Source organism: Paenalcaligenes sp., assembly GCF_030152715.1.
Lineage (GTDB): Bacteria > Pseudomonadota > Gammaproteobacteria > Burkholderiales > Burkholderiaceae_B > Paenalcaligenes > Paenalcaligenes hermetiae.
Genome location: NZ_JASLIX010000110.1, coordinates 1 through 14,224 on the forward strand (window position 1 = coordinate 1; position 14,224 = coordinate 14,224).

General features: G+C 48.5%; 15 protein-coding genes. 7 read left to right on the forward strand and 8 right to left on the reverse strand.

Annotated features, from left to right (window positions below):
* Together Q1V74_RS08595 and nadA are read left to right on the forward strand one after the other, a co-directional pair.
* A partial coding sequence (locus tag Q1V74_RS08595) for a UbiD family decarboxylase (RefSeq protein ID WP_300648146.1) occupies nt 1-1,431 on the forward strand: 1,431 nt, incomplete at its 5' end.
* Nucleotides 1,432-1,595: 164 nt separating this feature from the next.
* The gene (nadA, locus tag Q1V74_RS08600; RefSeq protein WP_300648148.1) at nt 1,596-2,621 is read left to right on the forward strand and encodes a quinolinate synthase NadA; all 1,026 of its coding nucleotides are present in this window, start codon (nt 1,596-1,598) and stop codon (nt 2,619-2,621) included.
* Between the two features lie 4 nt (nt 2,622-2,625).
* On the opposite strand, the gene Q1V74_RS08605 is transcribed toward nadA, so the two are convergent.
* The 5 genes from Q1V74_RS08605 to dacB all read right to left on the reverse strand — a co-directional run bounded on the left by Q1V74_RS08605 (nt 2,626) and on the right by dacB (nt 6,094).
* Nucleotides 2,626-3,051 carry a hypothetical protein gene (locus Q1V74_RS08605; RefSeq protein WP_300648150.1) on the reverse strand — a complete coding sequence of 142 codons (426 nt, stop codon included), beginning with the start codon at nt 3,049-3,051 and terminating at the stop codon, nt 2,626-2,628.
* Entirely contained in the window at nt 3,051-3,437 is a 387-nt protein-coding gene (locus Q1V74_RS08610) for a phage holin family protein (protein ID WP_260649305.1), read from the reverse strand. The genes Q1V74_RS08605 and Q1V74_RS08610 overlap by 1 nt, the downstream gene beginning before the upstream one ends.
* Before the next feature lie 55 nt (nt 3,438-3,492).
* Nucleotides 3,493-3,810, reverse strand: coding sequence for a YqjD family protein (locus tag Q1V74_RS08615; protein WP_260649306.1), 318 nt, complete (start codon nt 3,808-3,810; stop codon nt 3,493-3,495).
* Nucleotides 3,811-3,977: 167 nt separating this feature from the next.
* Nucleotides 3,978-4,619 (reverse strand): uracil phosphoribosyltransferase, encoded by a 642-nt coding sequence (gene upp, locus Q1V74_RS08620; RefSeq protein WP_300648153.1) that lies wholly within the window; start codon nt 4,617-4,619, stop codon nt 3,978-3,980.
* Between the two features lie 53 nt (nt 4,620-4,672).
* Complete coding sequence (gene dacB, locus Q1V74_RS08625) at nt 4,673-6,094, reverse strand: D-alanyl-D-alanine carboxypeptidase/D-alanyl-D-alanine-endopeptidase (protein ID WP_300648155.1); 1,422 nt, start codon at nt 6,092-6,094, stop codon at nt 4,673-4,675.
* Nucleotides 6,095-6,240: 146 nt separating this feature from the next.
* Here dacB and queA point away from each other — a divergent pair, with 146 nt between their 5' ends.
* From queA to secF, 5 genes are all read left to right on the forward strand, one after another.
* Complete coding sequence (gene queA / locus Q1V74_RS08630) at nt 6,241-7,302, forward strand: tRNA preQ1(34) S-adenosylmethionine ribosyltransferase-isomerase QueA (RefSeq protein WP_300648157.1); 1,062 nt, start codon at nt 6,241-6,243, stop codon at nt 7,300-7,302.
* Nucleotides 7,299-8,435: a tRNA guanosine(34) transglycosylase Tgt gene (gene tgt / locus Q1V74_RS08635; RefSeq protein ID WP_300648158.1), complete on the forward strand. Its 1,137-nt coding sequence runs from the start codon at nt 7,299-7,301 to the stop codon at nt 8,433-8,435. The genes queA and tgt overlap by 4 nt, the downstream gene beginning before the upstream one ends.
* A gap of 64 nt (nt 8,436-8,499) precedes the next feature.
* Nucleotides 8,500-8,835, forward strand: a complete 336-nt coding sequence (yajC, locus tag Q1V74_RS08640; RefSeq protein WP_260649311.1) for a preprotein translocase subunit YajC — start codon at nt 8,500-8,502, stop codon at nt 8,833-8,835.
* A 71-nt stretch (nt 8,836-8,906) separates the two neighbouring features.
* Nucleotides 8,907-10,781, forward strand: a complete 1,875-nt coding sequence (gene secD, locus Q1V74_RS08645) for a protein translocase subunit SecD (RefSeq protein ID WP_300648161.1) — start codon at nt 8,907-8,909, stop codon at nt 10,779-10,781.
* A gap of 2 nt (nt 10,782-10,783) precedes the next feature.
* Nucleotides 10,784-11,728: a protein translocase subunit SecF gene (gene secF, locus Q1V74_RS08650; RefSeq protein WP_300648163.1), complete on the forward strand. Its 945-nt coding sequence runs from the start codon at nt 10,784-10,786 to the stop codon at nt 11,726-11,728.
* Between the two features lie 63 nt (nt 11,729-11,791).
* Here secF and phnE (Q1V74_RS08655) read toward each other — a convergent pair whose 3' ends face one another.
* Genes phnE (Q1V74_RS08655) through phnC form a run of 3 tightly spaced genes read right to left on the reverse strand, consistent with a single transcriptional unit; the run spans nt 11,792 to nt 14,222 of the window.
* Nucleotides 11,792-12,604: a phosphonate ABC transporter, permease protein PhnE gene (gene phnE, locus Q1V74_RS08655; protein ID WP_300648165.1), complete on the reverse strand. Its 813-nt coding sequence runs from the start codon at nt 12,602-12,604 to the stop codon at nt 11,792-11,794.
* Entirely contained in the window at nt 12,601-13,389 is a 789-nt protein-coding gene (phnE, locus tag Q1V74_RS08660; protein WP_300648167.1) for a phosphonate ABC transporter, permease protein PhnE, read from the reverse strand. The genes phnE (Q1V74_RS08655) and phnE (Q1V74_RS08660) overlap by 4 nt, the downstream gene beginning before the upstream one ends.
* The gene (phnC, locus tag Q1V74_RS08665) at nt 13,386-14,222 is read right to left on the reverse strand and encodes a phosphonate ABC transporter ATP-binding protein (RefSeq protein WP_300648169.1); all 837 of its coding nucleotides are present in this window, start codon (nt 14,220-14,222) and stop codon (nt 13,386-13,388) included. The genes phnE (Q1V74_RS08660) and phnC overlap by 4 nt, the downstream gene beginning before the upstream one ends.
* Nucleotides 14,223-14,224: the final 2 nt, after the last annotated feature.

Here is a 14,224-nt window from a genome sequence, read left to right on the forward strand (position 1 = left end):
GTTTTACGCGCCGAAGGCCCAGCATTGTTGTTTGAAAACCCCATTCATCTCGGCCAGCCAGCCAAAATGCCGGTGCTCGCTAACTTATTTGGTACACCAAAACGCGTTGCTTGGGGCATGGGAGCCGAAAACATCGACGCTCTACGCGACGTTGGTGAGCTGCTTGCTAACCTGCGTGAGCCAGAGCCTCCGCGCGGCTTTAAAGATGCTCTATCTAAAATCTCCATGCTAAAAGCCGCCCTTTGGGATATGGCACCCAAACAGATTAAAAACCCAGCCTGCCAAGAAATCATCCTTGAGGGCGACGACGTAGACCTGGATACGATCCCTTTGCAACACTGTTGGCCCGAAGACGCTGCCCCCTTATTAACATGGGGATTAGTCATCACCAAAGGCCCACATGCTAAACGTCAAAACCTAGGCATTTATCGCCAACAACAGCTAGGGCGCAATAAGCTTATTATGCGCTGGTTATCGCACCGTGGGGGCGCCTTAGATTTTAGGGATCATGCTTTGGCTCACCCCGGTCAGCCTTTTCCTGTTGCTGTAGCTCTGGGCTGCGATCCAGCAACCATTTTAGGGGCTGTAACACCTGTACCGGACAGTTTGTCAGAGTATCAGTTTGCAGGGTTATTGCGTGGTGCTAAAACCGAGCTAGCTAAGGCAATCGGCAGCGACTTATCTGTGCCGGCCTTTGCTGAAATCGTGCTCGAGGGCCATATTTTACCTGCCAACCACCCAGATGCTATGACTCCCGACGTACCCGAGGGAGTCAATCCACTTCCCCCCTCGGATTACGAAATGGCCTTAGAGGGGCCCTATGGCGACCACACTGGGTATTACAACGAGCAAGACTGGTTCCCAGTGTTTACGGTCGAGCGCATCACTATGCGTAAAAATCCTATCTACCACAGCACCTACACGGGCAAACCCCCAGATGAGCCTGCTGTACTCGGGGTGGCGTTAAACGAGGTTTTTGTCCCCTTATTAAAAAGGCAACTCCCTGAGATTGTCGATTTTTACCTACCTCCCGAAGGCTGTAGCTATCGACTGGCTGTGGTCTCCATCCGCAAACAATATGCCGGACATGCTAAGCGCGTGATGTTCGGCGTATGGAGTATTCTGCGACAATTTATGTACACCAAATTTATTGTTGTGGTCGATGAGGATGTAAACACGCGAGATTGGAAAGAAGTCATCTGGGCCATGACAACGCGTATGGATCCTGTGCGCGATACGGTACTAGTGGAAAACACCCCTATCGACTATTTGGATTTTGCGTCGCCGGTTTCAGGATTGGGGGGCAAAATGGGCATGGACGCCACCAACAAATGGCCGGGAGAAACCCAGCGCGAATGGGGCCGCGTCATCAAAATGGACGAAGCCACACGCCTAAAAGTGGATAGCATCTGGGACAAGCTCGGCTTTTGACAACCTCACTACCCTAAAGGACGGGGTTTTTCGCGCAAAGCTCATAAAAAACAGGCGGTTTTTACCGCTTGTTTTTTTCTTCATCTCTACTTATACTCAAAAAAAGCATAATTGCTATTATTTTTTACCCCCATTATGCTCAAAAAGAGCAATAAGGAGACGCTATGCCCTCACTACAAGAACTAGCGACCCAATTACAAGAAAAAAATATCGCCCTCATCGCTCATTACTATACCGATCCACTGGTTCAAGATCTCGCAAAACTGAGCCAAGGTTGTGTTGGGGACTCGCTAGAAATGGCGCGCTTTGGCCACGATCATCCTGCTCAAACCCTCATGGTAGCGGGTGTGAAGTTCATGGCAGAAACCGCTAAAATACTTAGTCCCGACAAAACCGTGTACTTGCTCGACCAAGATGCCACCTGTTCTTTAGACATCCATTGTCCTAGTGAAGCCTTTGCTGCGTTTAAAGCGCAACACCCAGATAGAGTGGTCGTGGTGTATGCCAACACCAGCGCCGCCGTGAAAGCCCAAGCCGATTGGGTGATTACCTCTTCTATCGCCCTAGACGTTGTACGTCATTTACATAATCAAGGGAAAAAAATCCTCTGGGCCCCAGATAAATATCTTGGGCATTGGATCCAAAGCCAAACCCAAGCCGATATGGTAATTTGGGATGGAGCTTGTGTGGTGCACGAAGAATTTAAGGCCAAAGAGCTAGCCGCTTTGCAAGCGCAGCATCCCGAAGCGCTTACCTTAGTACACCCAGAATCTCCCGCCGATGTCATTGCTCTAGCTGATATCGTAGGCTCTACAACCCAGCTTATCAAAGCCGCTAGCACGCATCCTGCTACCCTATGCATTGTGGCAACAGACCAGCATATTTTGCATGCAATGCGCCAAGCCGCACCACATAAGCAATTCATTGCAGCCCCCACTGCTGGTCATAGCGGCAGCTGTAAAAGCTGCGCATTTTGTCCATGGATGGGCTTAAACACTATCGAAAAAGTTCAAACACTATTACAACAGCCTTCGACAACCGCCATAGAGGTCCCCGCTCCGGTACGCACCAAAGCCTTTCAAGCTCTAAAAAAAATGCTGGACTTTGCACAGCAAAACCAGCAACGAGTACAGACCTCTGGAGACGTGGAAAAAGACCAGCCCTTATTCGAACATACAGGCATGGCCTAAATGATTAAAAAGGCCCGATCACTCGCCCACTTTTGGGTTGACTGGGTTGAATGTATTTTTCTTTTTTCTTCTTTTGAAGTTTTTGATAAGCACTAAATAGGCGCCAGCCCGTCATCGCTAAGGCGCCTAAGCGCCACTTTTTCTTACCAACCACCGTACCTGCAAGCGCTGATAGCCCGGATACCACTAGCGGGTATCGCTTTCCTAAGGACAAGACAAAATCCAACCATCCTCCCGCTTTGGATCCTGCCCCAAAGCTTGCAGATAGACCTTGGGTAAATTGACCTTTAACCATACCTAACAAATGTTCAGGCTGTAGCGAACTACTAATTTCACGGGCTAAATAGCACGCCTCGCGGCGCTCTAGCTCCGCACGCGCCCGTAACAATTCGATACGAACCAAGCGATTAATTTCTGTTTTTTTTGCCATTATTTCGCCTCATCATCGGATCGTAAGCGTTCTAACATTTGGATATCTTTGCCTAGCTCCTCTATCGTAGCAGCAAATGGCATAGGCCCTTTATTTAATCGATTCATAATCGTTAACACTAAAACTGCCGCTAATCCTGCATAGACCACAATTAAAATACCAATTGCCCAATAACGATATTCTGTAGGCCAAAAAAACAAAGCAATTAATAAACTAAATATCAATAACGCCAAGGTAGAAAATAGCAACGCACCAAATAACATAGCTAATAATGTTAGCAACCCTGATTTTTGTTGCCCGGCTTCTAGGGCAAACAACTCTAGGCGTGTACGCACAATCGAAATTGCGGTGCTGCTTAGATCCCCTACACGTTGTCTTAAGGACATGCGTAATCCTTTTGTCAAAAAAGCCCCCTATGGGTTTAGGGGGCTATATCATCAATTACTTACGGCTCACTAACATCCCGAAGAGCAAGCCAACAATCCCTGCGATACCAATCGCTTGCCAAGGATTATCGTGCACGTAATGATCCGTGGCCTTAGCGGCCTGACGACCACTTTCTACAATGGCGTCCTGCGTATCTTGCAAGGCTTCGCGCGTGTTACGCAAGGATCGCATGGCGGCCTCGCGAATCTCATTGGCTTTATCGCCTGTCGCCTCTGCGGCCTCGCTAAGCAAGCGCTCGGCTTCATCTAGACTTTTTTTAACGTCTTCCATGAAGTCGTCCTCTACTTTTTGCGCATTTCGTTTGGTAACCATGATTGAACTCCTTGAGTAATAAAATAACGAAGCAATCCATCAACACTCTATTTATTAACTAAAGCATAAATAGATATGCACTCAGTTTATGCTACCTGATTTTTTATCACTCTGCGTGTTTAGATGGCGCAAGGATTGTAAAAAAATATCGCAAAAGTAAAAATAAATCAGGACTCCACTTTTTGGCGTGTACCAAAAATACGATCCCCAGCATCCCCTAAACCGGGCACAATATAGCCATTTTCATCCAAATGACTATCTATCGATGCTGTATAAATTTCCACATCTGGATGGGCGTTTTGTACAGTACGTATCCCCTCGGGGGCGGCAACCAGTACTAAGGCCCGAATCGTTTTACAGCCAGCTTTCTTTAATAAATCGATCGTGGCGACCATCGATCCCCCTGTAGCCAGCATTGGGTCAATAATTAACGCAAAGCGTTGGTCAAGCTCACCCACAAGCCGCTCTAAATACGTTTGAGCCTCGAAGGTTTCCTCATTACGAGCAATACCAATCACAGAGACCTTAGCACCCGGGATAAGACTTAACACGCCATCTAACATCCCAATCCCAGCACGTAAAATTGGCACAACGGTTACTTTTTTACCAGCAATTTTTTCTACGTCCACCTCACCGCACCAACCTTCGATGGTGGTGGATTCTAAAGGTAAGTCTTTGGTGGCCTCATAGGTCAGCAATGCCGCAATCTCTTGCGACATTTCCCGAAAATTCTTGGTGCTTAAATCTGCTCTACGCATTAGACCAAGCTTATGGCGAATCAAAGGGTGTTGTATTTCATGTATAGCCATGCTGTACTCATTAAGTAATCACCTAATCCATTAGGTTTGTTATTGAACAAAAATTATTGGGCGGCAAGCCATTTTACTAGCGCATCATCAAAAGGCCGAACCGAAGCAGCCCCCTCGCCATTGACCATACTCACCATAATATAGCGTTTGCCGCTCGTGCCTAAAACATATCCTGCCAAAGCACGTGCATCGCGTAAGGTGCCGGTTTTTAAATGAGCACGACCCTGAACCTCATCGTCCTTTAACCGTCGTCGTACCGTGCCATCTACCCCGGCAATGGCTAACGACGACATAAACTCTGGCATGTAATTAGAGCGCCAAATCACATCCAACATCTGCGCCATACCCTGCGCCGTTACCCGCGCTTGTCGTGATAGCCCTGAGCCATTATCAATACGCCAGCCATTGGTATTGATTCCCTGCGACTGCAACACCCGCATCGCGGCCTGCTCTGCGGTAACTACCGTTGCCCCAGCACCATTTAGCTGTTGCCCTAACCGCAATAACAACAACGTTGCCATTACATTATTACTTTGTTTATTGATCACACGTATTTGATCTGCCAGTGTAGGCGAGTCATGCCAAGCTAACGCTTTTGCCTGAGCAGGGACTTTACCCGAGCGAATATCGTGCGCTAACGTGCCACCCAGCTCTTTCCAAATCATTTTAAAAACATGATTGAAAAATGGCTGTTGCCCCATGGTAAGGCGATATACACTGAACTCGCCACAGGAGCCGGCAGCTGTACCCGAAGCAACAACCTGAATGCCATTGGGTGCTTGTTGTATACGGGTACTAATAGCCGGAGAACCTGGGCAGCGTTGGTCGCTCCAACTGACTTGGTTGTCTATGCGTAGGCCGGGAACCGGTGGATCCATCACGCCTATCCATTTTTTATTCTTCTCATCCGGCAAAAACAATAAGCGCGACGCCCCAAAACCAACCATCATGGCATCAGGACTTGCATTATAAGGACGATCCCCAGCCCCATCAAACGCATAAGGGTCTGTGGCCACCTGCCCAAAAACAGAGCGATCCACCACCACTTCGCTTAAGTTTTTAACACCTCGCAAACGTAAGTCACGTAACAAATTCCATAAGTCTGATATGGAAAAAAAGGGGTCACCCGATGCCTGAATATATAAAGGGCCTTGTAGGGTGCCCTGAGCATCAATCGTCGCGTTTGCTTGTCGATATAAGGTAGTACGCCATGTGTGTTCGGGCCCTAAAGCCGATAGCCCCGCCCATGTAGTCACCATTTTCATGACAGAAGCTGGGTTACGAGGCGTGGTCGCGTTATGATTTACTAAGGTAGGACCGTCCACCTCTTTGATATAGACCGATAGATTTTGCTCAGAGAGCCGCGTGTTTTTCCAAGCTTGCTGTAACTCAGCAGGCAGTGCTTGCGCTAAAACTGGCACACTGACTACCCATAGAGCCACCCAAAGCATGGCGCGTTTTTTTAGCTTATTCATGTTTTGCCCTGTTATTTCTACAAATCCGACTTTATGATCTAAGCATAACCAAAATCTGTCCACCCATGGATTTTTATATGCAAATCCAGCAATCGGCTTAAAATAGCTAGTTATGCCTATTGCTGTTGCTTCTTATTTTATTCGTTATGGCCGATTCTGCTAAGCTTTCCCTGTCTTTATTTGACTACCATCTACCTGAGGCCTTAATCGCCCAGCACCCTGCCCCAGAACGTGTGGGCAGCCGTTTACTTGTTTTAGAAAAAAACGGGCATTATTACGACAGCCAATTTAGCGCCTTGCCACAGTTGCTGCGCGCCGGTGACTTATTGGTTTTTAATAATACTCAAGTCATTAAAGCCCGCCTCCAAGGGCAAAAGCACACCGGTGGCCGGGTCGAAGTACTCATTGAACGTGTGCTGGATGAGTACCATGCCATCGCGCATATTCGTGCCAGCAAAGCTCCTAAACCAGGCACAGACTTACTCTTTGCTGAAGGCGCTCTCATCCTCACCGTTACTGGCCGCGATGACGCACTCTTTCATGTGCGCTTTAACCAACCAGCGCTGGCCGCTCTAGAGCAATATGGAGCACTACCGCTACCACCTTATATTAACCATACTGCGGACGCCGAAGATGAACAGCGCTATCAAACGGTGTATGCCTCTGAGCCTGGCGCCGTTGCCGCCCCCACTGCAGGGCTGCACTTTGATGAAAATATGCTAGCCTTATTACAAAAGCAGGGCATACAAACGGCGTTTGTCACCCTTCATGTGGGCGCAGGTACCTTTCAGCCGGTACGTGTTGAGCATATAGAAGACCACCAAATGCATGCCGAACGCTATGTGGTTCCAGCCGAAACTCTAGCGCTTATTGAGCAAACTCGCGCCGCAGGAAATCGCGTGATTGCAGTGGGGACAACCAGTGTTCGTGCTCTTGAGTCTGCCGCCCAACCGGAGCTCACTCAAGGCCTAACCCTTAGCAATGGTGATCAATGCGGCGACACCCGTATTTTTATCACCCCAGGCTATACATTTCACTATGTGGATGCCTTAATTACTAACTTTCATCTACCTCAATCCACCCTATTAATGTTAGTGTCTGCCTTAGCTGGTATTGAGCCCATTCGCGCCGCTTATCAGCACGCAGTAGAACAACAATACCGATTTTTTAGCTATGGCGATGCCATGTTTATAGAAAAAAATTCATGAGCGGACTCAATTTTCAATTATTAACCACTGACGGCCAAGCACGTCGCGGTACGATCACACTCAACCATGGTCAAGTGCAAACCCCTATTTTTATGCCCGTAGGCACCTATGGCAGCGTAAAAGCCATGCTTCCACATGAACTGGAAGACATTCAAGCACAAATTATCTTAGGGAATACCTTCCACCTATGGTTACGCCCCGGTACCGAGATTATGGATCTACACGGTGGGCTCCATGATTTTATGGGCTGGAACAAACCTATTTTGACCGACTCTGGGGGCTTTCAGGTTTTCAGCCTTAAAGGTATGCGTAAAATTACCGAAGAGGGGGTTACCTTTGCCTCTCCCATTAACGGCGACCGTCTCTTTCTCACCCCAGAAAAATCCATGCAAATCCAGCGTGCTTTGAATTCGGATATAGCCATGGTGTTTGATGAGTGTACGCCATACTTAATCAACGACCGCCCCGCCACTCACGATGAGGCGGCGCAATCAATGCGCATGTCTTTACGCTGGGCTAAGCGTTCACGTACGGCGTTTAAAGAATCAGAAAACCCCAATGCCTTATTTGGCATTGTTCAAGGGGGTATGTACGAAGATCTGCGCGATGAATCTTTAGCGGGACTGGTCGATATTGGCTTTGAAGGCTACGCTATCGGTGGGCTCTCTGTTGGCGAACCCAAAGAAGATATGCTACGCATTCTTTCTCACATCACGCCCGCATTACCTGAGCAAGCCCCCCGCTATTTAATGGGTGTGGGAACGCCAGAAGATCTCGTTGACGGGGTCGCCAATGGGGTAGATATGTTTGACTGCGTTATGCCTACACGCAACGCGCGTAATGGCTGGCTCTTTACTCGTTTTGGTGACGTTAAAATCCGTAATGCTCGCTATAAAGACGATACCAAACCTTTAGACCCCAGCTGCTCGTGCCACACCTGTCAACACTTCAGCCGCTCGTACTTGCATCACTTACAGCGAGCCAATGAGATCACAGGGGCTCGACTTAATACGCTGCATAACTTACATTTTTATTTACAAATCATGCAAGAGATGCGCGATGCGATTGAAGCTGGAGAATTTTCTCAGTGGCGGGCACAATTTCAAGAAGATCGCGCCCGAGGCACCGATTAAGCATTACAATAGCCCCTTTTAGCTAACTATTTCCTGAATACTTTCCCTTTGTGGAGCAACTCTTATGACTTTAACCGACGTGTTAACACTGGTTCCTGCTCAAGCAGAGCCCAATGCCCTCGCTAGCATGCTACCCATCATTTTAATGTTTGTGATTTTATATTTTTTGATGATTCGTCCCCAGATGAAACGTCAGAAAGAGCATCGCAATATGGTGGCCAACCTTGCTAAAGGCGATGAGGTCATCACTGGTGGCGGCATTCTAGGAAAAATCACCAAAGTCAGCGATAACTACATCACACTCGAAGTCGCAGACTTAGCCGATAAACCCGTTGAGATTCTGCTACAGCGTCAGGCTGTTAGCTCTGTTCTGCCAAAAGGCACGATCAAATCCCTCTAATGGGTTACGCTATCTTGTCGGTCTAGTCCATACTAGACCGATCTCCTTTTCGTACCGTTGCCGCTAGAACTATGAACCGTTATCCCCTTTGGAAATACCTCACCGTATTGGTGGCCCTCATAATTGGGGTGCTGTACTCCATACCCAATTTATTTGGTGAATCACCCGCTGTACAAATTGCCAGCGCCAAGTCCGTCGTCAAAGTAGACGTCTCCACCCTAAGCCGTGTAGAAGACATACTACGCCGTCACAATATCCCTATCAGCGGTAGCTATTTCGAACAAAATGGTCCTGCCGGCACCGTGCGTATTCGCTTTGACTCCACAGACACCCAGCTCAAAGCCAAAGACATTTTGGAAAAAGAATTGGTCCCCAATGCCGAGGACCCTTCCTATACGGTTGCTTTAAACTTAATGTCCGCTACCCCAAACTGGTTGACCTCTCTGGGTGCTAAACCCATGCACCTAGGCTTAGACTTGCGTGGTGGCGTGCACTTCTTGCTCGAAGTTGACATGCAAGGCGCCCTCAATGGCCGCTATGATTCGCTCGCTTCAGAAATTCGTACCGTATTACGAGAGGCCGATCTACGCGCACAAAGCATTGAGCGTCAAGATCAGTCTGTTGTCATGCGTTTTGACTCTCCTACAGCTCGTGATGAGGCTCAAACTCGTCTACGTCGTCAAATCCCGGATTTGCAATTTGCTCCTACCTCAGACAACCAGCTCCAAGCGACCTTATCTGAAGCCTCTATTCTGCAGGCACAATCAAACGCCTTACGTCAAAACATCACCACTTTACATAATCGAATTAACGAGCTAGGTGTTGCTGAACCCATTATCCAGCAACAGGGGGCTGATCGCATCGTGGTTCAACTACCTGGTGTGCAAGACGTAGCAAAAGCCAAAGAGATTCTAGGCCGCACTGCTACCTTAGAAATCCGGATGGTCGATGACTCTCCTACCGCCATGGCAGCCCTTGCAGCCGGCACCGTTCCTTTTGGTTTAGAGCGCTATAAAGACCGTGATGGTCATGAGCTTTTGCTGCGTCGACAGGTCATTCTTACCGGTGAAAACCTTCAAGACGCTCAACCTGGACGCGACTCACAAACCCAACAACCCACTGTCAACCTAACGCTAGATAGTAAGGGCGCCCGCATTTTCCGTGATGTCACGCGCAACAACATCAACAAGCGTTTAGCGATTGTCTTATTTGAAAAAGGGCAAGGCGAAGTCGTCACGGCGCCTGTGATTCGCTCTGAAATCCCCGGTGGACAGGTACAAATCTCCGGCAGCATGGGTGTACAAGAAGCCGCTGACGTTGCCTTGCTTTTACGCGCCGGCTCTTTGGCAGCCCCCATGGCTATTATCGAAGAGCGAACCATTGGGCCTAGCCTTGGTGCAGAAAACATCCAACAGGGTTTTAACTCCACGTTGTATGGTTTTATTGCACTCGCCATTTTCATCATCGCCTATTACCACCTATTTGGGATCTTTTCTACCTTAGGTCTCACCTTTAACCTACTGCTCTTGATCGCCGTGTTATCTATGCTGCAAGCTACCATGACCCTACCGGGTATTGCCGCGCTTGCCTTAACACTAGGTATGGCCATTGATGCTAACGTTTTGATCAACGAGCGCATACGCGAAGAGCTACGCAATGGACTTAGCCCACAAGCCGCTATTCACGCCGGTTTTGATCGGGCATGGGCCACCATTTTTGACTCAAACTTAACTAGCCTCATTGTGGGAGTGGCCCTGCTCACCTTTGGTTCCGGCCCCGTACGTGGCTTTGCCGTGGTCCACACCATAGGGATTTTGACCTCCATGTTCTCCTCTGTCGTAGGGGTACGAGCTTTGGTTAACCTTTGGTACGGTGGGCGTCGTCGCCTGCAACATATTTCCATCGGTCAGGTATGGAAACCTAAAGACACGAATAAGGCAGACTAGTCATGGAATTTTTTCGTATTTCGCGCATTATTCCTTTTATGCGCCATGTTAAGCTGCTGAACCTTATCAGTTTGGCCGTATTTATTGCCGCCGTGTTTTTTATCGTCACACGTGGCTTTAATCTTTCTATTGAGTTTACCGGCGGTACGGTCATGGAGGTCCACTACCAGCAAACCGCACAGGTAGAGGAGGTCCGCGAAGCCTTAACTGACTTAGGCTACAACGACTTTCAGGTTCAAAGCTTTGGTACATCGCAAGATGTTTTGATCCGCTTACCGGCTACCGATACCAATGACACCACAGCCCAAAGCGAATCCGTACTCAGAGCACTTCAGGCACAACATAGCGATGTGGAGCTACGGCGGGTAGAGTTCGTTGGCCCACAAGTTGGGCAAGAGCTGATTCATAATGGCTTGATGGCGCTACTTTTTGTGGTCATTGGCATTATGGTGTATTTGGCTTTCCGCTTTGAATGGAAGCTCGCTATTGCCTGCGCGGTGGCAAACTTACACGACGTGGTCATTATCCTAGGCTTTTTTGCCCTATTCCAATGGGAGTTTTCTTTGCCCGTGCTAGCTGGGGTGCTTGCCGTACTAGGCTACTCGGTGAACGAGTCCGTGGTGGTCATGGACCGTATCCGTGAAAACTTCCGTAAGCAACGTCGTATGCCTGTACCGGAGATCATTAACCTCTCCATTACTCAAAACATCTCTCGTACGATTATTACTCATGGCTCCACGCAGCTCATGGTGCTATCCATGCTATTTTTTGGTGGGCCTACCTTGCACTACTTCTCATTGGCATTAACCATTGGGATTTGGTTTGGTATTTATTCTTCTGTTTTTGTGGCTTCTGGGATTTCCCTAGGCTTAGGCTTAAAGCGCGAAGACCTGATCCCCAAACCTGTTAATAAAGACGAGGATCCAGCCGTAGAAATCATGGATTAAAACTCCGTGCCAAAAAAAACGCTCTACAAAAAAAGTAGAGCGTTTTTTTATGATGCTTTTTAATTAAATAATACGCTGTCGAATCCGATTCGAGACCACCTCAGCCAACCAAACCGTAAACAAAATCATAATAAAAATCACCGTCACCTGTGGCCATGCCAGGGTATCCACCGACGCCATCAATGGCAGCCCAAGCCCACCAGCACCGACAATGCCAAGTACTGTGGATTCCCTTATATTGATATCCCACCGATATACGGTCGTGCCTACCATAGTGGGCAGGAGCTGCGGGATTATGGCCATCATGACGACTTGAGCTGAGCTTGCTCCAGTAGCGACGATGGCTTCCACCTGCTTAGGATCTACTTCTTCGATACTTTCATACAAAAGCTTGCCAATAAACCCCACTGAACGCAACGCAATGGCAAAAATCCCCGCTAACACCCCAGGACCTAAGATAGTCACTAACAACATGGCCCAAATCAACGAGTTAATCGAACGCGAGCTTACGATAATGAATAACGCGGCTGGACGACTGAGCCAAGGCCAAGGCGTGGTGTTACGTGCAGCTAAAAACGCCACCGGTATCGCAATCAAAGCACCTAACGCCGTTCCTAACGTTGCAATATTTAATGTATCCCACAGTGGCTGCCAAAGTTGTGCTAAATATGCCCAACGTGGTGGAAACATGCGTGACAACATGTCCCACCCCGCAGTGGGGGCATCCCAAGCAAACTCCCAAATAGTTTGATCGCTGATAACACGCCATGCCCAAGCAAACAGGCAAACCGCCAGCAACCACAGCCCCCAGCTGAGCCACTGTTGCTTTGTCGTACGCTGACGCCATACAGGCATGTTGAGTGCGGACCTACTCATAGATAGCTCCTTCTTACCCAACCCGAAGTGTATTCACATGCCATCACAATCACGATAATCAAAAGCAATACTGCTGCCGCTGTCTCAAATTCGTAACGCCCAAAAGCCGTGTTCAATGTGGCTCCAATTCCTCCAGCACCGACAATACCGATGACCGCAGACTCGCGAAAATTAATGTCTAAACGGTACATGGCTAAACCCACCATACGTGGCAAAATTTGAGGCTGAACCGCATAATTAACCCATTGCCACCAGCTTGCACCCGTCGCTTGAATGGCCTCTAGCTGAGCCGCTGACGCAGTTTCAATTTCATCGCCCATTAGCTTTGCGAAAAAACCAATTGTCGCGATCACTAAGGTCAACATGCCTGCCAGCGGCCCAAAGCCAAACATTTTCACCAAAAAGATAGCAATAATAATTTCTGGTAGCGCTCGTGCTGTACCTACGAGTGCACGACACCCCTTCACCAACCAGGCAGGACTGATGTTACGGGCACAACCTAGTCCCAAGGGAATACTCAAAACAATACCCAGCGCTGTGGCCACAACTGTCATCGCAATACTTTCTATAAACCCCTCGAAAATCTCAAACGAACGGCTGCTAAAATCCGGCTGAGCAAAGGCTTGAATAAACGCCCACCCTCGCACTATCCCTTCGGCTAAACGCTCATAATTAATAGAAAGACTATTTAGGGCTAAATATAAGTACACCAGCACCGCTACACTCATGCCATAACGGTGCCAAGGTTTACGGAACCACGGCGTAGGTTGCCACTGACGTCTCATGCCACCACCTGTTCAAACTGCCCTCTAACCACCGAAGAAGCAAATGCGGTTGGCTGCGTATCACTCCAATCCTCTTCGCCATAAATGGTGGTTAACACCTCCGCACTCAGGTTCTCTACCGTGCCGTCATACACCACCCTTCCAGCTTTTAAACCCACAATGCGATCTGCATAGCGTTTTGCTAATTCCACGTCATGAATATTAATGATGGCGGACAATTGTCGCTCTGTACAAATTTCATTTAAAAGACGCATAATTTGTCGTGAGGTTTTTGGATCCAGGCTTGCCGTAGGTTCATCGACGAGCAACAGGTCGGGCTCTTGCATCAGCGCCCGTGCAATCCCCACACGCTGCCGTTGACCTCCTGACAATGCATCCGCACGCTGATTTTCAAACCCAGCCAACCCTACTCGCTCTAGTAAAGCAAAAGCCCGCTCAATATCGGTCGCGGGATAACGCCGACGCCAACTTTGCCAAAACCCAACATAGCCCAAACGCCCAGAGAGCACATTTTCCATCACGCTAAGTCGCTCTACGAGCGCATACTCTTGGAAAATCATGCCCAAGCGACGCCGTGTTTTGCGCAATGCCGTCGAACCAAGCTGGGTTAGCTCCTGCCCTTTTAACTGCACGCTACCAGCACTCGGTTCGACTAAACGATTCACACAACGAATTAATGTGCTTTTGCCTGCTCCTGAAGGACCTATCAAAGCCAGTACCTGCCCATGTGGAATAGACAGGCTGACCTCGTTTAATGCCGTAAAATCAGCACGATATTGCTTTGTTAGCCCAGACAGCTGCAATAACGGTGTTGCCTTGGATAAATGTGACATGC

What these genes read in the sequence shown, in the direction of transcription:
- nadA (WP_300648148.1), top strand. Translation starts at nt 1,596, where the DNA reads ATGCCCTCACTACAAGAACTAGCGACCCAATTACAAGAAAAAAATATC.
- Q1V74_RS08605 (WP_300648150.1), bottom strand. Translation starts at nt 3,051, where the DNA reads ATGGCAAAAAAAACAGAAATTAATCGCTTGGTTCGTATCGAATTGTTA.
- Q1V74_RS08610 (WP_260649305.1), bottom strand. Translation starts at nt 3,437, where the DNA reads ATGTCCTTAAGACAACGTGTAGGGGATCTAAGCAGCACCGCAATTTCG.
- Q1V74_RS08615 (WP_260649306.1), bottom strand. Translation starts at nt 3,810, where the DNA reads ATGGTTACCAAACGAAATGCGCAAAAAGTAGAGGACGACTTCATGGAA.
- upp (WP_300648153.1), bottom strand. Translation starts at nt 4,619, where the DNA reads ATGGCTATACATGAAATACAACACCCTTTGATTCGCCATAAGCTTGGT.
- dacB (WP_300648155.1), bottom strand. Translation starts at nt 6,094, where the DNA reads ATGAATAAGCTAAAAAAACGCGCCATGCTTTGGGTGGCTCTATGGGTA.
- queA (WP_300648157.1), top strand. Translation starts at nt 6,241, where the DNA reads ATGGCCGATTCTGCTAAGCTTTCCCTGTCTTTATTTGACTACCATCTA.
- tgt (WP_300648158.1), top strand. Translation starts at nt 7,299, where the DNA reads ATGAGCGGACTCAATTTTCAATTATTAACCACTGACGGCCAAGCACGT.
- yajC (WP_260649311.1), top strand. Translation starts at nt 8,500, where the DNA reads ATGACTTTAACCGACGTGTTAACACTGGTTCCTGCTCAAGCAGAGCCC.
- secD (WP_300648161.1), top strand. Translation starts at nt 8,907, where the DNA reads ATGAACCGTTATCCCCTTTGGAAATACCTCACCGTATTGGTGGCCCTC.
- secF (WP_300648163.1), top strand. Translation starts at nt 10,784, where the DNA reads ATGGAATTTTTTCGTATTTCGCGCATTATTCCTTTTATGCGCCATGTT.
- phnE (WP_300648165.1), bottom strand. Translation starts at nt 12,604, where the DNA reads ATGAGTAGGTCCGCACTCAACATGCCTGTATGGCGTCAGCGTACGACA.
- phnE (WP_300648167.1), bottom strand. Translation starts at nt 13,389, where the DNA reads ATGAGACGTCAGTGGCAACCTACGCCGTGGTTCCGTAAACCTTGGCAC.
- phnC (WP_300648169.1), bottom strand. Translation starts at nt 14,222, where the DNA reads ATGTCACATTTATCCAAGGCAACACCGTTATTGCAGCTGTCTGGGCTA.